Below are 20,500 nucleotides of genomic sequence, written 5' to 3' on the forward strand. Positions count from 1 at the left end.
GTTCATTTCGACGATCCCTATCGTGCGCAATTGCGCATAGCGCATCCATTCGGGTTTCGCCTTACTCACGAGTAAGCTCGTGAATATCGAGTAGAACTGGAGATACCGCGGCGGCCAACGACCGTGGACCCGAGGGGAACGTCATGGACCAGGCCGAGAGCCCGGTGCTGCTCACGATCGAGCAGGCCGTCGCCACCGTCACGCTCAATCGTCCGCGCGTGCTCAACGCGATCGACCCGCAGATGGCGCGCAGCCTTGCGGATGCGATCGAACGCATCGCACGCGATGGCACGGCGCGCGTCCTGCTGCTGCGCGGCGAGGGCCGCGCCTTCTGCGCCGGCGGCGATGTCGCCCGCTTCTTCGAGGGCGATCCGGCGGCCGCAATCCAAGCCATCATCGACCCGGTTCACGCTGCCCTGCGTGCGCTCGACGCACTGAAGCTGCCGACGCTCGCCGCCGTGCAGGGGCCGGTCGCAGGGGCGGGTTTCAGCCTTTCCATGGCCTGCGACCTCTGCGTCGCGGCGGACGATGCCGTCTTCACCCTGGCCTTTGCCCGCATCGGCATCAGCCCCGACAGCTCGTCGACCTATCGGCTGCCGCGTATCGTCGGCGCGCGCAAGGCGCTCGAGCTTGCGATGCTGGCGGAATCCGTCCCCGCGCCAGAGGCGCTGGCGCTCGGACTCGTCAACCGGGTCGTGCCGGCCGCCGATCTCGCGGACGAGGCCATGTCGCTGGCGCGCCGGCTCGCGCAGGGGCCGACGGCGGCCTATGCCCGGATCAAGCATCTCATCGGCCGCTCGCTCGGCAACGACCTTTCCGCCCAGCTCGATCTCGAACGCGAGGCTTTCCTCGCCGGCGCGCGCACGGCAGACTTCAGGGAGGGCGCACAGGCCTTTCTGGCCAAGCGCGCGCCGCAGTTCGAGGGGCGCTGAGATGGTCGCCTCCGCCATTCTGGAGGTGTCTGGCGTCTCGCTCGCCTTCGGCGGGGTGCGGGCGCTCAGCGATGTCTCCTTTAAGGTACCTGAAGGCGCGATCACCGCCGTGATCGGCCCGAACGGCGCCGGCAAGACCTCGCTGTTCAACACGATCTCGGGCTTCTACCGGCCGCAGGCCGGCAGCATCAGCTTCGCGGGCGAAAGCCTCGACGGCGTGCGCGCGCCGCAGCGCGCCGCTCGCGGCCTCGCCCGCACCTTCCAGAACATCGCTCTGTTCCGCGGCATGACCGTGCTCGACAACATCAAGCTCGGCCGCCACGCCCATATGCGCACCGGCGTGCTCGACGCGCTGTTCTATTGGGGCCGGGCCCAGAAGGAAGAGCTGGAGCTGCGGGCCGAGATCGAGGAGCGCATCATCGATTTCCTCGAGATCCAGCACATCCGCAACGCCTCGGTCGGCACGCTCTCCTACGGCCTGCAGAAGCGCGTCGAGCTGGCGCGTGCGCTGGCCATGCGCCCGCGCATCCTGATGCTCGACGAGCCGGTCGCCGGGATGAACCGCGAGGAGACCGAGGACATGGCCCGCTTCATCCTCGACGTGAAGGAGGAATGGGGCGTCACCATCCTGATGGTCGAGCACGACATGGGCATGGTGATGGATATCTCCGACCATGTCGTGGTGCTGAATTTCGGCCAGGTCATCGCCAGCGGCACGCCGCGCGAGGTGCAGGGCAACGACGCGGTGGTCGCCGCCTATCTCGGCTCCGGCGATGTCGGCGAGATCGCACGCCGGATCAAGGCGGAGGCGGCGTGATGGACACCCTCTTCCTCTTCGAAGTCACCCTCGCCGGGCTCGGCGCCGGCGCGCTCTACGCACTGACCGGCGTCGCCTTCGTGCTGATCTACAAGGCGACGCGCGTGGTCAACCTCGCCATCGGCGAGATCCTGATGCTCGGCGGCTATGCCTTCCTCGGCTTCGCGGCCGGGCTCGGGCTGTCGCCCTGGCTGGCGCTGCCGCTCGCGATCGCGGCCGGCGGCGCCTTCGGCTGGCTGGTCGAGCGCGCCCTGATCCGGCCAATGCTGGGCGAGAGCCCGATCTCGGTGTTCATGGTGACGATCGGCCTCGGCTCGATCCTGGCCGGCATCGTCCAGCTCGGCTGGGGCGCCGATCCGCTGCGGCTGCCGGAGTTCATGCCGTCGACGCCGGTCTTCATCGGCGAGGCCTATCTCGCGCCCAAGGTCGCGATCGGCTTCGTTGCGGCCACGGTGGTGATCGGGCTCTTCCTCGCGCTGTTCCGCTTCTCGCGCGGCGGCGTCGCGCTGAAAGCGACGGCGGCTGACCAGGGCGCGGCCTATTCGGTCGGCATCGACGTGCCGCGCGTCTTCTCGGTCGCCTGGATCCTCGCCTGCGCCACCGCCGCCGGGGCCGGCGTGCTGATCGGGGCGATCGGCGGGATCTCACCGACCATGGGCGTGTTCGGCCTCTCCGTTCTCGTCGTGGTGATCATCGGCGGGCTCGACTCGATTGCCGGCGCGCTGGTCGGCGGCCTCTTGATCGGGCTGGTCGAGGCGCTCGCCGGCGCTTTCCTCGGCGGCGAGTTCAAGCTCGTCGTCACCTTCGCGCTGCTGCTCGTCTTGCTGATGGTCCGTCCCTACGGGCTGTTCGGTACGCACGAGATCGAGAGGCTGTAGCGCCATGCGGATCGGCACGCTCAAGACCAGCTACGCCGCCGACGAGGCGCTGTTCGACACGCCGACGCAACGCATGCTGCTGGGGCTGCTCGCGCTTTGCGCGATCGCCTTCCCCTTCGCCGCCAGCCCCTATTGGCTCTTCCTCGCCTGCCTCTGCGCGATCAATGTCGCGAGCGCGACGGGCCTCAACCTGCTCACCGGCTATACCGGCCTCGTCAGCCTCGGCCAGGCCGCCTTCATGAGCGTTGGCGCCTATACCGTGGCGGTGCTGGAGATCCGGCTCGGCACGCCCTTCCTTATTAACCTGCTGGTCGGCGCCAGCCTCGCCGCGATGATCGGCATCCTCGTCGGCATCCCCAGCCTCAAGGTGAAGGGGCTCTATCTCGCCATCGCGACGATCGCGGCCTCGGTCATCCTGCATTTCCTGTTCGCGCACTGGAGCTTGACCGGCGAGTCGCGCGGCCTGTCGATGCCGCCGGCACGCCTGTTCGGGCTGACGCTCGACCAGCCGTTTTCGCTCTACTGGCTGATCATGCCGGTGACCTGCCTGATGGTGCTCGGAGCGGCCAACCTGCTGCGCACGAGGATCGGGCGCGCCTTCATCGCGATCCGCGACCGCGACATCTCGGCCGAGGTTCTCGGCATTCCCCTGCTGCGCTACAAGCTGACGAGCTTTGCGATCTCGTCCTTCTATGCCGGCCTCGCCGGCGGGCTCTGGGCCTATTTCTTCCGCGTCGTCACGCCCGAGAGCTTCCCGCTGGTCAATTCGATCTTCTATCTCGCCGCGATCATCGTCGGCGGCATGGGCACGATCCTCGGCGGCATCCTCGGCGCGGTCTTCATGACGCTGGTGCCGGAGCTGCTGAAGTTTGTCGCGAACTGGGCGACGCCGATCTATCCGGATGCGCTCGCGGCGCTGGCGCCGGTCCGCACCATCGTCTTCGGCGGCCTGATCGTCGGCTTCCTGATCTTCGAGCCGCGCGGCCTCGCCGAAATCTGGCGGCGGCTGCGGCGCTTCTTCCATCTCTGGCCGTTCAGGACCTGAGCACTTCGCTGAAACGGCTGCCGTCAAGAGCAGCCAACCCTAGGGAGGATGAGATGACGAATATGAAACTCGACAAGCGCCAGTTCCTGGCCGGCACGGCGGCGCTCGCCGGACTGGCGCTCGGCATCAGGCCGCTCGCGGCGCAGGATAGCGGCGATATCGTGCTCGGCGGCTCGATCCCGCTGACCGGCGTCTTCGCCTTCGCCGGCGTCGGCATCCATGCCGGCATCCAGGACTATCTCAAGATCCTGAACGATGGCGGCGGCATCAAGGGCCGCAAGATCAAATACGTCGCCGAGGACACCGCCTACAAGGTCGACGCCTCGGTCGCCGCCTTCAACAAGATCACCAGCCAGGAGAAGGTCTCGCTCTACTATGGCGACTCGACCGGCTTCTCGAAGACGATCAACCCCGAGCTCGACCGGCGCGGCAGCATGATCATGGCCGGCGCCTCCTTCGCGACCGAGCTCAACGACCCCAAGAAGTTCCCGCTGCAGTTCATGGCCGGGCCCGACTACACCGAGATGTTCGGCATCCTGCTGCGCTACATCGCCAAGGAGAAGCCGGGCGCGCGCGTCGCCTTCGTCTATTCCGACAGCGAGTTCGGGCGCGATCCGATCGTGCCGAGCGAGGCCGTCGCCAAGGAGCTGAAGCTCAACGTGGTCGAGAAGATCGTGACGCCGCCCGGCAGCGTCGACGTCTCCACGGAGGTGCTGAAGCTGCGCCGCGCCAATCCCGACTTCACGATCTTCCACGGCTATGTGCTTGCGCCGATCCCCGAATTCGTGGCGCAGGCCAAGCAGATGGGCATGAAGAGCCAGTTCATGGGCACGTTCTGGACCATGGACAACTCGACCGTGCAGCGCATGGGCGATTCAGCCGACGGCTTCATGGGCGTGATGCCGTACCGCTATTATTACGACAAGGAAGGCACGGCGCCGATGCTGGAGAAGATCCGGCAGATGCGGCCGGAGTATCAGTCGACCGGCTACATGCAGGGCTTCGTCACCGCCATGCTGATGGCGGAGGCGGTGAAGCGCACGCTCGATGCCGGCAAGGAGCTCACCGGCGTCAACCTCAAGGCCGGGCTCAACAGCATCAAGGATTTCGACACCGGCGGCCTGTTCGGCGTGCCGATCTCGATCCCCGGCAATTCCGTGCCGGTCGGCCGCATCTATCGCTTCGACGCCAAGGCCAAGCAGATGCAGCCGGCCTCCGACTGGATCAAGCTGTAGCCGCGGCTGCCGGATGAAGGGCTAGAGGTCATGGCCGGTCCCGCGGTGCTCGACGTCAACAATGTCGAGGTGGTCTATAACCGGACCGTGCAGGTGCTGCGCGGGCTGTCGCTGCAAGTGCCGGAGGGCGAGATCGTCGCCCTCCTCGGCTCGAACGGCGCCGGCAAGTCGACGCTGCTGAAGGCGGTGTCGAACCTGCTCTCGCTCGAGGATGGCGACGTCACCGCCGGCGCCATCCGCTTCCGCGGCGACGACATCGCCAGCCTGACCCCGCACGGGCTTGTCCGGCGCGGCCTGTTCCACGTCATGGAAGGGCGGCGCATCTTCGAGGACCTGACCGTCGAAGAGAACCTTACCGCCGCGACCTTCGCCCTGACCGGGCGCAAGCTGCCCGCCGCCGATTTCGACCTGGTCTACGGCTACTTTCCCCGCCTGCACGAGCGCCGGAAGGGGCTCGCCGGCTATCTCTCCGGCGGCGAGCAGCAGATGCTGGCGATCGGGCGGGCGCTGATCGCTAGGCCCTCGCTGATCCTGCTCGACGAACCCTCGCTCGGCCTCGCGCCCAAGCTGGTCGAGGAGATCTTTTCGATCATCGCCCGCATCAACGCCGAGCAGAAAGTCTCGATGCTGCTGGTCGAGCAGAATGCCGCCGTCGCCTTCGCGGTGGCGAGCTACGGCTACATCCTCGAAATGGGCAAGGTCGTGATCGACGGGCCGGTCGAGAAGCTGATGCGTGACCAAGACGTGCGCGAATTCTATCTCGGCCTCGGCGGCGCCGGAGGCGAGCGCAGCTATCGCGACATCAAGCATTACAAGCGCCGCAAGCGCTGGCTTTCGTGAGGGGGGCGACGATGCGCGAGCTCCCTAATCTCACCTTGCCGCAGATGCTGCGCGAGAATGCGCGGACGATGCCGGAGCGTATCGCGCTCAGGCAGAAGGATTTCGGCATCTGGCTGCCGATCAGCTGGGGAGAGTACGACCGGCGCGCCCGCCATTTCGGCCTCGGCCTGCGCGCGCTCGGCTTAGGCGAAGGCGGCCATGTCGGCATCCTCTCCGAGAACCGGGCCGAATGGGTCGTCGCGCAGCTCGGCGCCGGCATGGTCAGCGCCGTTGCGGTCGGGGTCTACGCGACGAGCCCGGCCAATGAGGTCGCCTATGTGCTCGGCCATGCGCAGGTCGAGATCGTCGTCTGCGAGGACCAGGAGCAGACCGACAAGGTGCTGGAGCGGCTGGCGGAGCTGCCGCAACTGAAGCGCATCGTGGTGATCGACCCCAAGGGCCTGCGGGGCTACGCCTCCGAGCTGGTCGTCGCCTTCGCCGAGGTGCTGCGGCTTGGCGCGCAGCATGAGACCGAGCATCCCGGGCTGGTCGAGGCCTGCCTCGCCGCCCAGACGCAGGCCGATATCGGCCTGATGGTCTACACCTCCGGCTCGACCGGCAAGCCCAAGGGCGCGATGCTGAGCTATCGCAACATGCGCGCGCAGGCGGCCGGCGTGGTCGAGCGGCTCGGCTATGACGCCACGACGACCAACCTGTCCTATCTGCCGCTCTGCCATGTCGCCGAGCAGATGCTGAGCACGATGGCGCCGATCTATGCCGGCTCCTGCGTCTCCTTCGGCGAGTCGATCCGGACCGTGCAGGAAGACCTGCGCGAGATCGCGCCGACGCTCTTCCTCGGCGTCCCCCGCATCTGGGAGAAGCTGCACGCCTCGATCCACATCAAGCTGATGGAAGCGGGCGGCTGGCGCCGGCGCCTGTTCGAGGCCGGCCTTGCCGCCTGCGAGCCGTTCGCCACCAAGCCGAGAGCCGCGCGAAGCCTGCGCGAGCGGGCGCTGGCGCTGTTCTATCACCTCGTCATCTTCCGCCCGCTGCAGAATTTCATCGGCCTGCGCAAGGCCAAGGTCGCGCTCACCGGCGCGGCGCCGATCCCGCCGCGCATCGTCCAATTCTTCCGCACGCTCGGCGTGCCCCTCGTCGAGGTCTACGGGCTGACCGAGACCTCCGGGATGGCGACCGGCCAGCGCCTCGAGCACCTCATCCCCGGCGCGGTCGGCGAGGCGGTTGCGGGCGCGCAGGCCAAGCTCGGCGAGCAGGGCGAATTGCTGGTGCGCGGCGACATCGTCTTCGAGGGCTATTTCCGCAATCCCGAGGCGACGGAAGGCGTGCTGCGCGACGGCTGGCTCCACACCGGCGACGTCGCCGTGATCGAGGGCGAGCAGGTCCGGATCGTCGACCGGCTGAAGGACATCATGATCACCGCCGGCGGCAAGAACCTCAGCCCGTCCGAGATCGAGAACACGGTGAAGGGCAGTGCCTTCATCAAGGAATGCATCGTCGTCGCCGATGGCCGCCGCTATCCCTCCGCCCTGATCCAGATCGACGCCGAGACCGTCGGCAAATGGGCCGAGGAGAACCGCCTCCCCTTCACCCATTTCCGTAGCCTCGCCGAGCATGAGCGCGTACGCGAGCTGGTCGCCGCCGAGATCGAGCGAGCGAACACCCAGCTCGCGCCGGTGGCGCAGCTCAAGCGCTTCCACCTTCTCGTCAAGGAGCTCGACCATGACGATGACGAGGTCACCGCGACGATGAAGGTACGCCGGTCAAACATCGCCCAGAAATACGCCGCCGAGATCGAGGCCCTGTACAAGCCCGAGCGGCAAGCCGAGCCAGTCTGAAGGAGCAATCTCATGAGCCGACATGTCGTCATCACCGCGGGCGTACGCACCGCGATCGGAACCTTCGGCGGAGCGCTTGCCGGCCATGCGCCGACCGCACTCGGCGCAGCTTGCGTCGGCGAGGCGCTGCGCCGCGCCGAGCTGCCGGCCGCCGAGGTCGGGCATGTCGTGTTCGGCAACGTCATCCTGACCGAATCGAAGGACGCCTATCTCGCGCGTGTCGCGGCGATCGAAGCCGGCATCCCGGTCGAGGTCCCGGCGCTGACGCTGAACCGGCTCTGCGGCTCCGGCGTCCAGGCGATCATCTCCGCTGCCCAGGCGATCATGCTCGGCGATTGCGATACCGCTGTCGCCGGCGGCGCCGAGACGATGAGCCGCGCGCCGCACCTCTTGTCGACCGCCCGCTTCGGCCAGCGCATGGGCGATACGGTCGCGTCCGACCACCTGACCGGCATCCTGACCGACCCGTTCGGCAACGGCATCATGGGCATCACCGCCGAGAACGTCGCCGAGCGCTACGGCATCGACCGCGAGGCGCAGGACGCCTTCGCCGCCGAGAGCCAGCGCCGCGCCGCCGATGCGATCGCCGCCGGCCGCTTCCGCGACCAGATCCTGCCGGTCGAGGCGCGCAAGGGCCGCGACACGATCAGCTTCGACACCGACGAGCATCCCAAGCCCGGCACCACGGCGGAGTCGCTCAAGGGCCTGCGCCCGACCTTCAAGAAGGATGGCACGGTCACGCCCGGCAACGCCTCGGGCATCAATGACGGCGCCGCCGCGATGGTGCTGATGGAGGAAGGCCGCGCCGGCCGCGAGGGCAAGCCGATCCTGGCGCGGATCGTCGGCTATGCCCATGCCGGCGTCGAGCCGGGGGTGATGGGCATCGGCCCGGTGCCGGCGGTGCAGGCGCTGCTCAAGCGCACCGGGCTCTCGCTCGCCGATTTCGACGTGATCGAGTCGAACGAGGCCTTCGCCGCCCAGGCCTGCGCGGTCGCCAAGGAACTCGGCTTCGACCCGGCCAAGGTCAATCCCAATGGCGGCGCCATCGCGCTCGGCCATCCGGTCGGCGCGACCGGTGCGATCATCACCCTGAAGGCGGCCTATGAGCTGAAGCGCACCGGCGGTCGCTACGGGCTGGTGACGATGTGCATCGGTGGTGGCCAGGGTATCGCGCTCGCGATCGAGCGGGCCTGAGCCAGGCGATGGCGACAGCTCTCTGGAAGACGCCGGCTGAGCGCGAGCGCGAGCGAGCCCTCAAGCGCGAGGCGGTGCTGCGCGTCGCGGCGCAGGCCTTCGCCGAGCAGGGCTTCCACCGGACGTCGCTCGACGACGTCGCCGAGCGGCTGAACGTCACCAAGCCGACGATCTATCACTATGTCCGCAGCAAGGACGAGATCCTGTTCGAATGCGTGCGCATCGGGCTGGAGCGGCTCGATGCCGCTGCTGCCTCGGCCGAGGCCAGGCGCAGCGGCGGCAGCGGCCTCGCCCGGCTGATCGTGCTCTGGACCGAATATGCCCATATCGTCACCGAGGATTTCGGGCGCTGCCTGATCCTCGTCGGCGAAGACCCGCTGCCGGCCGAGACGCGCAAGGAATTGCGCGCCCTCAAGGGCAAGATCGACAAGCGCTTTCGCGGGTTGATCGAAGCGGGCATCGCCGACGGCTCGATCCGCTCCTGCGACCCCAAGTTGCTCGCCTTCGCGGCCGCCGGCGCGCTGAGCTGGATCGCCCGCTGGCACGACCCGGCCGGGCCGCTCTCCGTCGATCACATCGCCCGAGAGACGATCGGGCTCTTCGTCAACGGCATCGGGGCAAACGGCCTTGAATCAGCCCCCCGTCGCGAATGATCGAGGTGACCCGGCCATTGCCGACCGGCAGTGTCACCGTCTGGCCGAAAGCGCGCGCGGCGAGGGCCTCTGGGGGCCTTGATGTCGAGGTAGCAGAAGCCGGTCATATTGGTGAATAAGCCGGAGCATCGAAAGGGCGATGCTGTGAAGCCGCAGCGCGAAGCCGGACATCACGTAAACTCTCGATATCAGCTAAGGTGCTGACAAACCACCACTCTGGTAGCTGAGTGGTGCCCAGGAGAGGACTCGAACCTCCACGCCCTTGCGAGCGCCAGCACCTGAAGCTGGTGCGTCTACCAATTCCGCCACCTGGGCAACGGCGGTTCGTTTACGGGGGTTGAACGCGACTGTCAACGGGCGAAGCCGGCTTTTTGACAATAGTGTATCGGCCGCGGGGCGGGCGGCGTCGCGCCGCCTTCACAGCCGCGCTGCGATGAACTAGGACAGGCACAATAGAGCCAGTTTTCAGCGCTTCCAAACGGAGCTTCGCGTCATCATGACGGTCCTGCCTCCCGCTTCGCAACTCGTCACGGTTTTCGGCGGCTCGGGCTTCCTCGGGCGGCATGTCGTGCGGGCGCTGGCACGGCGCGGCTATCGCGTGCGCGCCGCCGTGCGACGCCCGGATCTCGCCGGCTTCCTGCAGCCGCTCGGCATCGTCGGCCAGGTCACTGCAGTGCAGGCCAATCTGCGCTATCCCGATTCGGTCGCAGCCGCCGTGCAGGGCGCTGACGCGGTGATCAACCTCGTCGGCATCATGCGGGAGAAGGGCCGGCAGAATTTCTCCTCGGTGCAGGGGCAGGGCGCGCGCACCGTGGCGCAGGCGTGCGCGCAGTTCGGCGTCGACCGGCTGATCCAGGTCTCGGCGCTCGGCGCCAGCGCTGATTCGAAATCAACCTATGCCCGTAGCAAGGCCGAGGGCGAGGCGGCGGTCCACGCATTGGTCAAGCAGGCGGTCGTGCTGCGCCCCTCGGTGATGTTCGGTCCGGAGGACACCTTCTTCAACCGCTTCGCCTCGCTGGTACGCATGCTGCCGGTGCTGCCGCTCGCCGGCGCCGAGACGAAATTCCAGCCGGTCTTCGTCGGCGACGTCGCCGAGGCGATCGCGCGTGTCGTCGACGGCAAGGTCGAAGGCGGCAAGGTCTATGAGCTCGGCGGCCCGCAGGTGAAGACGCTGCGGGAGCTGGTCGACTATGTCTGCGAGGTCACGGGCCGCAAGTGCCCGATCGCGCCGATGCCGTTCGGCCTCGCCCGCCTGCAGGGCCAGGTTCTCGAGATCGCCGACATGCTGACGCTCGGCCTCATGCCGAACGAACTCATCCTGACGCGTGACCAGGTCAGCCTGCTCGAGAGCGACAACATCGTCTCCGCGACGGCCGAGAAGGAAGGCCGGACCCTGCACGGGCTCGGCATCGCACCGGTCTCGGCCGAGGCCGAGGTGCCCGGCTATCTCTGGCGCTTCCGCAAGGCCGGACAGTTCGCGACCGCCCGCGCCAGCTGAGCGCCACGGATCAGCCGTACAGCGCGGCTGCGCACCGGACTGCAATAGCCAAGGTTACCGAAAACGCGGCGTTTCGCGCGTCGAAGGCCTTCGGCGGTATGCTCCGAAGGCTGCCCGAAACCGCTTCAAAGCATGCTGGGCAGGACGCGGTCCGGCGGCTTGTGCCCGTCCATGAAGGTCTTGATGTTGACGATGACCTTCTCGCCCATGTCGGCGCGGCCTTCATGGGTGGCCGAGCCCATATGCGGCAGCACCACGACGCGGTGCTGGCGGGCGAGCTTGAGCAGGCGCGGATTGACCGCCGGCTCGTGCTCGAACACATCGAGGCCGGCGCCGGCGAGTTCGCCGGCCTCTAGCATGCGCGACAGCGCCGATTCGTCGACGATCTCGCCGCGCGCCGTGTTCACCAGGATGGCATCGGGCTTCATCAGCTTGAGCCGGCGGGCCGAGAGCAGATGGTAAGTCGCCGGCGTGTGCGGGCAGTTGACCGAGACGACGTCCATCCGCGCCAGCATCTGGTCGAGCGAATCCCAATAGGTCGCGTCGAGCGCCTCCTCGATGCGCGAATCAAGCCGGCGGCGGTTGTGGTAGTGGATCGACAGGCCGAAGGCGGCGGCGCGCCTGGCCAGCGCCTGGCCGATCCGGCCCATGCCGACGATGCCGAGGCGCTTGCCGGTGATGCGGCGGCCGAGCATCCAGTTCGGCGACCAGCCGGCCCATTCATCGTCGGTGATGATGCGGGCGCCCTCGGCGATGCGCCTGGCGACGGCGAGGATCAGGGCCATCGTCATGTCGGCGGTGTCGTCGGTCAGCACGCCCGGCGTGTTGGTCACGGTGATGCCGCGCTGCACCGCGCTGGCGACGTCGATATTATCGACGCCGTTGCCGAAATTGGCGATCAGGCGCAGTTGCTCGCCGGCCTGGGCGATCAGGGCGGCGTCGATCTTGTCGGTCACGGTCGGGACCAGCACGTCGGCGGTCTTCATCGCCTCGGCGAGGGCGGCCTGGCTCATCGGCGTGTCGTCGAGATTGAGGCGGGCGTCGAAGAGCTCGCGCATGCGTGTCTCGACCACGGCGGGCAGCTTGCGCGTGACGACGACCAGGGGCTTCTTCTTCGACATGGGCGGCTCCTTAAAGGCCCCTCAGGCACCGATATTGCCGGCGCCGCGCCCGGCCGGGCGCGACCAGTGGCCGCAATGTCGCCATTCCGCCTCAACCCCCCATTAACCGAGGCGCATCAGGAATTGAGTCGGGCCGTTCCGACGGTCGGCAGCCGTCTCGTTGTCTAGCAGCGTTGCGGCGGAACACAACCTGACCCTTCGGCGCGAGCGCGCCGGATTCAAGGCAGGCCGAGGAGTGAGGTTGATGACGGTTCAGAGGATGCGCGGAGCGCTCGGGCTCGTGGTTGCGGCGGGCCTCGCCCTGCTGGCGACGCAGAGCGTTGCCCAGGAGGTCGCGAACGGGCCGGTCTCCGGCCTGCCGTTGCCGCGCTATGTCAGCCTGAAGTCCGACCGGGTCAATCTGCGCGAGGGGCCCTCGAAGGAGCACCGCACCAGCTGGGTGTTCCAGCGCGCCGGGCTGCCGGTCGAGATCACCGCCGAATTCGAGACCTGGCGGCGGGTCCGCGACGCCGATGGCACCGAAGGCTGGGTGCTGCACAGCCTGCTCTCGGGGCGCCGCACGGTGCTGGTTTCGCCCTGGTCGAAGAACAAGAGCGAGACCTTCGCCCTGCGCGAGACCGCCACTGAAAGCGCGACGCTGGTCGCGACGCTCGAGCCCGGCGTCATCGCCAATGTGCAGTCCTGCCAGAACGCCTGGTGCCGCGTCACGGTCAGCAAGATGTCCGGCTACATCAAGCAGGATCGGCTCTGGGGCGTCTATCCCAACGAGACCGTGCAGTAAGAGGCTGTTCGAAGAACCAAAGCCCACATGGTGAGGAGCGCCGCAGGCGCGTCCCGAAGGATGCGGGCTTAGAGGATTGTCGAGCGGCCGCAAGAACGCGTGCGTTCGCCGCAAGACGCTTCAGTCGGCGATCTTGCGCAGCCTGACAACGACGTCGACCCGGCTGATCTCGTAGCCCTCGGGCGGAGGCGGCAGCTCGGCGACGTCGACCGCCGCGGCCGGGATGTCGATGACCTTGTCCTCGCCATCGACCACGAAATGGTGATGGTCGCTGTTGTCGGTATCGAAGAAGGTCTTGGCGCCGTCGATGGCGAGCTCGCGCAGCAGGCCCGCCTGTGTAAATTGGTGCAGCGTATTATAGACCGTCGCGAGCGAGACTGGCACGCGCGCCTTCATCGCCTCTTCATAGAGCATCTCGGCGCTGACATGCCGGTCGCCCTTGGCGAACAGCAGCCAGCCGAGCGAGACGCGCTGGCGTGTCGGCCGCAGGCCCACCCGGCGTAGCTTCTGGCGTACGTCGTGGAAGGGGCAGCCCTGCCGCGCGTTCGATCCGTAGCCCTGGTCCTGCGTCAGGCCGTCCATGCCTTGCGTCGACTCCATGAATCCGTCCCTGCACTTGGGACACCGCCGTTTAGATTCGATGTAAGGCCTTGGGTGCTTAGCCGCAAGCATTGCGGCGCTGCGGGCGATCCTCGGCGCGATCATCGCAGTGACATAGTTCGGCGCCTATGGTGGGCTGGCTGTCGCTGCAGGCAGCGGCCGTGGCATGGGCAGCGCTGCTGATCGTCGCCGCGGTTGCGCTCGTCGAGGGCTGGCGCAGCCTCGTCGGCCGATCATCCACGGCCTAGCCGCGCTCGCGCCCTTTCGTTCCGCAGCGACACCGTGTTAGGCACATTGCATCGGGAGATGGCCGCCGGATCATGGCGGGCGAAGGGGAGTGAAGTCGGATATGGAGCGGCAATCGTCATTCAGCTACGAAGAGATCCTCGCTTGCGGGCGCGGTGAGCTCTTCGGGCCGGGCAATGCGCAGCTGCCGCTGCCGCCGATGCTGATGTTCGACCGGATCGCCGAAATCTCCGAGACTGGTGGCCCTAACGGTAAGGGCTTCGTTCGCGCCGAGTTCGACGTCAGGCCCGACCTCTGGTTCTTCGACTGCCATTTCAAGGGCGATCCGGTGATGCCGGGCTGCCTCGGGCTCGACGCGCTCTGGCAGCTCACCGGCTTCTTCCTCGGCTGGCTCGGCCTGCCGGGCCGTGGCCGGGCGCTCGGTGTCGGCGAGGTCAAGTTCGCCGACCAGGTTCTGCCGACCGTCAAACAGGTGGTCTACGGCGTCGAGTTCAAGCGCGTCTTCAAATCGAAGCTCGTGCTCGGCATCGCCGATGGCTGGCTCGAGGCCGACGGCAAGCGGATTTATACGGTCAGTGACATGCGTGTCGGCTTGTTCAAGCCGGAAGCGGCCTGAGCAAAATCGCAGGGCCGCCTTGCGTCGGCCCTCGCCGCGGTCCATTTGCGCGGTACGACTAGGACAGCGAGCCGGAGATATCCGTCCCGGCACGCGACGGAACAGCCGGAGAAATGAGCATGAGACGCGTTGTGGTCACCGGGATGGGCATCGTCTCATCCATCGGCAACAATACGCAGGAAGTGCTGTCCTCCCTGCATGAGGCCAAGTCCGGCATCTCCTTCGTGCCCGACTTTGCCGAGCACGGCTTCCGCAGCCGCGTCGCCGGGGTGCCCTCGCTTGATCCTTCGACGGTGCTCGACCGCCGCGCCATGCGTTTCCATGGCGGCGGTTCGGCCTGGAACCAGGTCGCGATGGAGCAGGCCATCCGCGACGCCGGGCTCGAGGAAAAAGAAATCAGCCATGAGCGCACCGGCATCATCATGGGCTCCGGCGGCCCGTCGACCCGCGCCCTGATCGACGCCTATGACAAGGCGCGCGAGAGCGGCTCGTCCAAGAAGGTCGGCCCGTTCGCGGTGCCCAAGGGCATGTCCTCGACCGCCTCTGCGACGCTTGCGACCTGGTTCAAGATCAAGGGCGTCAACTATTCGATCTCCTCGGCCTGCGCGACCTCGAACCATTGCATCGGCAACGCCTATGAGCTGATCCAGTGGGGCAAGCAGGACGTGATCTTCGCCGGCGGCTGCGAGGAACTCGACTGGACGCTCTCCGTGCTGTTCGACGCGATGGGCGCGATGTCTTCCGACTTCAACGAGACGCCTGCCGTCGCATCGCGCGCCTATGACGCGAAGCGCGACGGCTTCGTCATCGCCGGCGGCGCCGGCGTCGTGGTGCTGGAGGAGCTCGAGCACGCCAAAGCCCGCGGCGCCCGGATCTATGGCGAGATCGTCGGCTATGGCGCCACCTCGGACGGCTACGACATGGTCGCTCCCTCCGGCGAGGGTGCCGAGCGCTGCATGCGCATGGCGCTGCAGGACGTGAAGGCCAAGGTCGACTACATCAATCCGCACGGCACCTCGACCCCAGTCGGCGATGCCAAGGAAATCGAGGCGATCCGCGCCGTCTTCGGCGCCGGCGAGAAGAGCCCGCCGATCTCGGCGACGAAGTCGCTGACTGGCCATTCGCTCGGCGCCACCGGCGTGCAGGAGGCGATCTATTCGCTGCTGATGCTCAACAACGATTTCATCTGCGAGAGCGCCCATATCGAGGAGCTCGATCCCGCCTTCGCCGACATGCCGATCGTGCGCAAGCGCATCGACAAGGCCGGCCTCGGCTGCGTGCTCTCGAACTCCTTCGGCTTCGGCGGCACCAACGCGACGATCGTGATGAAGCGTCTCGAAGCCTGAGAGACTTCGATAATTCTACCAGCGTGGCCGTCTGACACGGTCGCCTGCGCTTCCGGTGCTCACGGACCAAAAAGTCCGTTCCGCTCCGGTTCTCGGCAACCGCGCCAGCCGACTCACGCTGGCGAATTCTCGGAAGGTCTCTCTTCCATGCTCTTCATGGTGATCGAGCATTTCGACCAGGCGCGGGTGAAGGAGATCTACACCCGCTACCACAAGCACGGCCGGATGATGCCCGAGGGCCTCACCTATATCGACAGCTGGATCTCCGCCGATTTCGCCCGCTGCTTCCAGGTGATGCAGTGCGACGACGTCACCAAGCTGCAGGAATGGGTGCTGGCCTGGGGCGACCTCGCCCGCTTCGAGATCGTGCCGCTGGCGAGCTCGAAGGATACGGCCGAGGCCGTGAGGAAGCATTTGTAGCGAGCGGGTCTGCCGCTTAATGGTTGGAGAGTGCTTCTAACCACGCCATAGAATTCCCATCCCTTTCCGAGTTCCGGAAATCCGCCGAGACAGGCTCATGCTCCCCTTGATGCAGAACAAGCGCGGCCTCGTCATGGGCGTGGCCAACCAGAACTCGATCGCCTGGGGCATTGCCCGGACCCTGCATGCGCACGGCGCCGAGATGGCCTTCACCTATCAGGGCGAGGCGCTGGGCAAGCGCGTCAAGCCGCTCGCCGAAAGCATCGGCTCGAAGCTGGTGATCCCCTGCGACGTCGAGGACGTTTCGACGGTTGACGCCGCCTTCGCCGCGATCGACGAGGCCTGGGGTGGGGATCCCGAGCGCAACACGCTCGACTTCCTGATCCACGCCATCGGCTTCTCCGACAAGAACGAGCTCAAGGGGCTCTATGCCGACACCACCCGCGAGAATTTCTCGCGGACCATGGTGATCTCGTGCTTCTCGTTCACCGAAGCTGCGAAGCGTGCCGCCGAGCGCATGCCGCAGGGCGGCAGCATGATCACGCTGACCTATAGCGGCTCGACCCGCGTGATGCCGAACTACAACGTCATGGGTGTCGCCAAGGCGGCGCTGGAAGCGAGCATGCGTTATCTCGCCGCCGATTACGGGCCGAAGGGCATCCGCGTCAACGCGCTCTCGCCCGGACCGGTGCGCACCCTCGCCGGCGCCGGCATCTCAGACGCGCGCGCCATGTATTCCTGGCAACGCGCCAACTCGCCGCTGCGCAAATCGGTGACGCTGGACGATATCGGCGGCTCGGCCCTGTATTATCTCTCGGATCTGTCCGGCGGCGTCACCGGCGACATCCACCATATCGATGCCGGCTATCACATCACCTCGATGCCGGTGCTGGACGGGCTGCGCGCCGCCGATACCGGCAACGGCGACTAAGTCGACCAAGCCCTTCCGCCGCTCGCATGGCAAGGCTATTCTCCTCTCCGGTGGAACCTTGGGCGTATGCCGTCGGTTCGATCAGTGAGCCATGGAGGACGCTCATGGTCATGGTGAAGTACGAGATCGTCCAGCACGATGGCGGCTGGGCCTACAAGGTCGGCGACGCCCTGTCCGAGACCTTTCGCTCGCATGATGCGGCGCTGAAGGCGGCCAACAAGGCCGCCGCCCGCCAGAAGCGGCCAGGTGTCACCGACGGTATCGTCTACCAGGACGCCAAGGGCGAATGGCATGAAGAGCTGGCCGATGGCCGTGACCGGCCGAGCACCAGGATTGTCGACGGCGGCTGAGTGTCATCCTCGGGCGCAGCGAAGCGCAGACCCGAGAATCTCGTGACGGGAAGGCGCTACCGGAGCCTCCTTCGGCCCGAGATGCTCGGGGCAAGCCCGAGCATGACGTGCCCGGGCCGGCTAGCGCTGCGTGAAGAAGGTCAGCAGCACCTTGCCCTTGTCGCCGATGAGGCAGAGGAAGCGGCGCGGCTTGTCGGATTTGTCGGTCTTCAGATAGGCCTCGCCCATGATGATGCGCGTCACCGGCGTGTCCTCGACCTTGGTCTCCGCCACGGCGATCGTCAGCCCGTCCTCGTCGATGAAGATGTCCTTGATCTCGGGTTCGCGCGCCGTCAGCGCCGCCATCGCCGTCGCCTTGCAGGCGGAGAGCTCGGGCGAGGCTGGCTTCTCGACCGGCGCGGGGGAGGCCGGCGAGGCGTTCTGGGCGAGCGCCGGGGCGGCGAGAAAAGCGAGTAGCGCAGTCGTGCAGGCGATCTTCTGGAGCATGTGAACCTCGGTTGTTGCCGAGGTTCAACGCGGACGGGCCTGTCGGGTTCAATCCCGGCTGCTGGCGCCTGTGGCCGCGATCAGCCGCCCAGCGCCTGCTTCAGGTCTGCGATCAGGTCGTCAGGATGCTCCAACCCGATCGAGAGACGGATCAGCCCGTCGCCAACGCCCATGCTGGCGCGCACCTCCGGCGTGAAGCGCTGATGCGTCGTCGTCGCCGGATGCACGATCAGGCTCTTGGCGTCGCCGAGATTGTTGGAGATGCGGATCAATGTGAGCTTGTTGAGGAAGCGGAAGGCGCCTTCCTTGCCGCCTGCGACCTCGAAGGCGATCAGCGTCGAGGGCCCGCTCATCTGTTTGGCGATGATCTTCGCCTGCGGATGGTCGGGGTCGCCGATGAAGGCGACATGCGGCAGGTCCTTGCGGCTCTTCAGCCATTGGGCCACGGCCGTGGCGTTCTGGGCCTGCTGGCGGACGCGCAGGGGCAGCGTCTCCAGGGCTTTCAGCATCACCCAGGCGTTGAAGGGCGACAGCACCGGGCCGGTCTGGCGCAGATAGGTCTGGATATCGCCCTCGATCAGCTCCTTCGCGCCGAGGATCAGCCCGCCGAGGCAGCGGCCCTGGCCGTCGATGTGCTTGGTGGCGGAGTAGGCGACGAGATCGGCGCCGAGCTCGAGCGGGCGCTGGAACAGCGGCGTCGCGAAGACATTGTCGACCACGAGGAGGACGCCGGCCTCCTTGGCGATCGCGGCGACGGCGGCGATGTCGATCACCTCCAGCGTCGGGTTCGCCGGGCTCTCCAGGAAGAAGAGCTTGGTGTTCGGCCTGATCGCAGCGCGCCAGGCGGCTAGGTCGGTGCCGTCGACCAGCGTCGACTCGACGCCGTAGCGCGGCAGGTGATCCTCGATGACGTAGCGACAGGAACCGAACAGCGCGCGCGCCGCGACGACATGGTCGCCAGCCCGCACCGGCGCCATCACGGCGGCGGTGACGGCGGCCATGCCGGTCGCGGTGGCGCGGCAGGCCTCGGCTCCCTCGAAGGCGGCCATGCGCTGCTCCAGCATGGAGACGGTGGGATTGGAGAGGCGCCCGTACTGGAAACCGGGGTCGGTGTTGAGGAAGCGGCCCTCGCTCTGCTCGGCGCTGTCGTAGACATGGCCCTGCGTCAGGAACAGCGCCTCCGAGGTCTCGCCGAACTGCGAGCGCAGCGTGCCGGCATGGACCAGCCGGGTTTCGGGGTGGAGCGCTGTTGTGTCTGCCGCTTCGATGGTCATGGCCAGCCATCCGATCCGTTCGTTATAACGGACAAAGGGAATATCACCGTCGATTGCGTTCGTAAAGGCGAACGAATTTTCTGCGTAGCGTACGGTGGGCGTCGCCAACGCATTGGCAACCTTTGATTGGTAGTTGAGGTCAGCCACAACTGGCGCCCCATGGGTGATCGTTGCTGGATCGAACGGGAGGCCATGATTGAAGCGCTTCATCTCGTGGTGGTGCTCGCTGTTCGGCCTGAAGGATCAGGTCCTGATCAATCTGGTCACGGCCATCGTCGCCGCGGCGGCCTTGATGTGGAGGGCCGGGACGGTCTTATCGATCGTCGTCGGCTTGGGGTTTCGAGCGCTGATCCGAAGCCAGGGCCATGAAGCAGTTTCTTCGCTGGTCGATCGTCGCCGTTCTGGCAGCCCTCGCGCCGAGCGCTTTCGCTGAAAGGCTGGAGCTGCCGCTGGCTGCGCCGAAAGAGCTTGCGGTTCCGCGCGCGGGCGAGCGCTTCGAGCCTTATGAGGCACTGCACGGCTCATTCAGTTCACCCGCGCATTGCGCCGGCGTTCCCGGAGGCTTCTGGATCGAGGTCGACCGCAAGGGTGATTGCCTGCGCAGCTATGCGCAGGGCTTGAGCGCGGCGGATAATCCGACAGTCCTCGTGTATTTCAGCGGCGATGTGCTCCTGAAGACGAAAGAGGGCGTCCGCTTTGTCGGGGCGGGATATGAGCGACAGTCACCGGAGCGGATCGAGCGCGACATGGCGCGCTGGTCGGAGCGGGCGGGCGTCCCGGCGATCTTCGTCGCTCGCCCCGGCATGTTCGGCTCGTCCGGCGATCACGATCAGCGCCGCGAACCGCGCGAGGTCATGCTGCTGGAGCGCACGCTCGATGCGATCAAGCGGCGCCATCGCGTGTCGGCATTCATCCTGGTCGGGCAATCGGGAGGCGGCCACATCGCCGCGTCCCTGCTCAACCGGCGGCGTGACGTCTCGGCCGTGGTCCTGTCGTCAGCCTTGCTGTCCGTGCGCGAGGTGACCGACCATTGGAACAAGCGGCGCACGGTCCAAAGCGCCAGCGCCGCGCTGTACGATCCGATCGATCACCTCGACGGCATTCGCCGCGACCCCAAGCCACTGATCCTCGTCCTGTCCGATCCTCGGGACCGGGTCGTGCCGTATCCGAGCCAACGGACCTATGTGCGTCGCCTGCAGGCTGCCGGCTTCGAGCCGCAACACATCATCCTGTCCGCCACAGACAAGAACCACCACGCGCTTGCGCGCCATGGCCGGCGCGCCGCCGAGCTGATCGCTCGCGGGGAGCAGGTCGGCGCCATCAGGGCGGCGCTGGAAGGATTGAGCGCGCAACCTGCCGAGTAACGTCGGCTTGGAGGGGGCCGATCTTCGCAGCCTCTGAA

General features: G+C 66.9%; 22 protein-coding genes and 1 tRNA gene. 18 read left to right on the forward strand and 5 right to left on the reverse strand.

The annotated features are described in order from the left end of the window. Positions 1-143 precede the first annotated feature (143 nt). From ASE66_RS10185 to ASE66_RS10225, 9 genes are read left to right on the forward strand one after another with little or no spacing between them, the layout of a single operon-like run. Complete coding sequence (locus ASE66_RS10185) at positions 144-932, forward strand: enoyl-CoA hydratase/isomerase family protein (protein ID WP_057189514.1); 789 nt, start codon at positions 144-146, stop codon at positions 930-932. Between the two features lies 1 nt (position 933). Next, positions 934-1,749, forward strand: coding sequence for an ABC transporter ATP-binding protein (locus ASE66_RS10190; RefSeq protein ID WP_057189515.1), 816 nt, complete (start codon positions 934-936; stop codon positions 1,747-1,749). After that, entirely contained in the window at positions 1,749-2,627 is an 879-nt protein-coding gene (locus ASE66_RS10195; protein WP_057189516.1) for a branched-chain amino acid ABC transporter permease, read from the forward strand. The genes ASE66_RS10190 and ASE66_RS10195 overlap by 1 nt, the downstream gene beginning before the upstream one ends. Positions 2,628-2,631: 4 nt before the next feature. After that, a complete protein-coding gene (locus tag ASE66_RS10200) occupies positions 2,632-3,672 on the forward strand; it encodes a branched-chain amino acid ABC transporter permease (protein WP_057189517.1) in 1,041 nt (346 codons plus the stop codon). Between the two features lie 53 nt (positions 3,673-3,725). Then, positions 3,726-4,907: an ABC transporter substrate-binding protein gene (locus ASE66_RS10205; RefSeq protein WP_057189518.1), complete on the forward strand. Its 1,182-nt coding sequence runs from the start codon at positions 3,726-3,728 to the stop codon at positions 4,905-4,907. Between the two features lie 30 nt (positions 4,908-4,937). After that, positions 4,938-5,747 (forward strand): ABC transporter ATP-binding protein, encoded by an 810-nt coding sequence (locus ASE66_RS10210; protein WP_057189519.1) that lies wholly within the window; start codon positions 4,938-4,940, stop codon positions 5,745-5,747. 11 nt (positions 5,748-5,758) lie between these two features. After that, positions 5,759-7,582, forward strand: a complete 1,824-nt coding sequence (locus tag ASE66_RS10215; RefSeq protein WP_057189520.1) for an AMP-dependent synthetase/ligase — start codon at positions 5,759-5,761, stop codon at positions 7,580-7,582. Positions 7,583-7,594: 12 nt separating this feature from the next. After that, on the forward strand, positions 7,595-8,776 hold the full coding sequence (gene bktB / locus ASE66_RS10220) for a beta-ketothiolase BktB (RefSeq protein ID WP_057189521.1): 1,182 nt from the start codon (positions 7,595-7,597) through the stop codon (positions 8,774-8,776). Positions 8,777-8,784: 8 nt separating this feature from the next. Continuing rightward, the gene (locus ASE66_RS10225) at positions 8,785-9,429 is read left to right on the forward strand and encodes a TetR/AcrR family transcriptional regulator (protein WP_057189522.1); all 645 of its coding nucleotides are present in this window, start codon (positions 8,785-8,787) and stop codon (positions 9,427-9,429) included. A 228-nt stretch (positions 9,430-9,657) separates the two neighbouring features. Here the strand turns inward: ASE66_RS10225 and ASE66_RS10230 are convergent. Beyond that, positions 9,658-9,744, reverse strand: a tRNA-Leu gene (locus ASE66_RS10230). Between the two features lie 181 nt (positions 9,745-9,925). Between ASE66_RS10230 and ASE66_RS10235 the strand changes: the two genes are divergently transcribed. After that, positions 9,926-10,927: a complex I NDUFA9 subunit family protein gene (locus ASE66_RS10235; RefSeq protein ID WP_057189523.1), complete on the forward strand. Its 1,002-nt coding sequence runs from the start codon at positions 9,926-9,928 to the stop codon at positions 10,925-10,927. Positions 10,928-11,052: 125 nt separating this feature from the next. Here the strand turns inward: ASE66_RS10235 and ASE66_RS10240 are convergent, their stop codons facing one another. Beyond that, a complete protein-coding gene (locus ASE66_RS10240; protein WP_057189524.1) occupies positions 11,053-12,048 on the reverse strand; it encodes a 2-hydroxyacid dehydrogenase in 996 nt (331 codons plus the stop codon). Between the two features lie 244 nt (positions 12,049-12,292). On the opposite strand from ASE66_RS10240, the gene ASE66_RS10245 reads away from it, so the two are divergent. Then, a complete protein-coding gene (locus tag ASE66_RS10245; protein WP_057189525.1) occupies positions 12,293-12,829 on the forward strand; it encodes an SH3 domain-containing protein in 537 nt (178 codons plus the stop codon). A 120-nt stretch (positions 12,830-12,949) separates the two neighbouring features. Here the strand turns inward: ASE66_RS10245 and irr are convergent, their stop codons facing one another. Next, positions 12,950-13,429 (reverse strand): Fur family transcriptional regulator Irr, encoded by a 480-nt coding sequence (gene irr, locus ASE66_RS10250; RefSeq protein WP_057189526.1) that lies wholly within the window; start codon positions 13,427-13,429, stop codon positions 12,950-12,952. Between the two features lie 349 nt (positions 13,430-13,778). On the opposite strand from irr, the gene fabA reads away from it, so the two are divergent. The 5 genes from fabA (at position 13,779) to ASE66_RS10275 (ending at position 17,338) form a co-directional block, all read left to right on the forward strand. Further along, positions 13,779-14,291 (forward strand): 3-hydroxyacyl-[acyl-carrier-protein] dehydratase FabA, encoded by a 513-nt coding sequence (fabA, locus tag ASE66_RS10255; RefSeq protein WP_057189527.1) that lies wholly within the window; start codon positions 13,779-13,781, stop codon positions 14,289-14,291. 119 nt (positions 14,292-14,410) lie between these two features. Continuing rightward, positions 14,411-15,637 (forward strand): beta-ketoacyl-ACP synthase I, encoded by a 1,227-nt coding sequence (gene fabB / locus ASE66_RS10260; RefSeq protein ID WP_057189885.1) that lies wholly within the window; start codon positions 14,411-14,413, stop codon positions 15,635-15,637. Between the two features lie 147 nt (positions 15,638-15,784). After that, complete coding sequence (locus ASE66_RS10265) at positions 15,785-16,057, forward strand: DUF3303 domain-containing protein (protein ID WP_057189528.1); 273 nt, start codon at positions 15,785-15,787, stop codon at positions 16,055-16,057. Between the two features lie 97 nt (positions 16,058-16,154). Beyond that, positions 16,155-16,988, forward strand: coding sequence for an enoyl-ACP reductase FabI (gene fabI / locus ASE66_RS10270; RefSeq protein ID WP_057189529.1), 834 nt, complete (start codon positions 16,155-16,157; stop codon positions 16,986-16,988). A 104-nt stretch (positions 16,989-17,092) separates the two neighbouring features. Then, a complete protein-coding gene (locus ASE66_RS10275) occupies positions 17,093-17,338 on the forward strand; it encodes a DUF2188 domain-containing protein (protein WP_057189530.1) in 246 nt (81 codons plus the stop codon). A 120-nt stretch (positions 17,339-17,458) separates the two neighbouring features. Here ASE66_RS10275 and ASE66_RS10280 read toward each other — a convergent pair whose 3' ends face one another. Continuing rightward, positions 17,459-17,824: a hypothetical protein gene (locus tag ASE66_RS10280; RefSeq protein WP_057189531.1), complete on the reverse strand. Its 366-nt coding sequence runs from the start codon at positions 17,822-17,824 to the stop codon at positions 17,459-17,461. A gap of 80 nt (positions 17,825-17,904) precedes the next feature. Next, positions 17,905-19,098 (reverse strand): O-succinylhomoserine sulfhydrylase, encoded by a 1,194-nt coding sequence (metZ, locus tag ASE66_RS10285; RefSeq protein WP_057189886.1) that lies wholly within the window; start codon positions 19,096-19,098, stop codon positions 17,905-17,907. 196 nt (positions 19,099-19,294) lie between these two features. Between metZ and ASE66_RS32035 the strand changes: the two genes are divergently transcribed. After that, positions 19,295-19,531 (forward strand): hypothetical protein, encoded by a 237-nt coding sequence (locus tag ASE66_RS32035; RefSeq protein WP_156412094.1) that lies wholly within the window; start codon positions 19,295-19,297, stop codon positions 19,529-19,531. Continuing rightward, positions 19,464-20,462 (forward strand): alpha/beta hydrolase family protein, encoded by a 999-nt coding sequence (locus ASE66_RS10290; RefSeq protein ID WP_057189532.1) that lies wholly within the window; start codon positions 19,464-19,466, stop codon positions 20,460-20,462. Before ASE66_RS32035 ends, ASE66_RS10290 begins: the two co-directional genes overlap by 68 nt. The last annotated feature ends 38 nt before the right edge of the window (positions 20,463-20,500 follow it).

Origin of the sequence: Allobosea sp. Root483D1, assembly GCF_001429505.1 — a bacterium.
GTDB lineage: Bacteria > Pseudomonadota > Alphaproteobacteria > Rhizobiales > Beijerinckiaceae > Allobosea.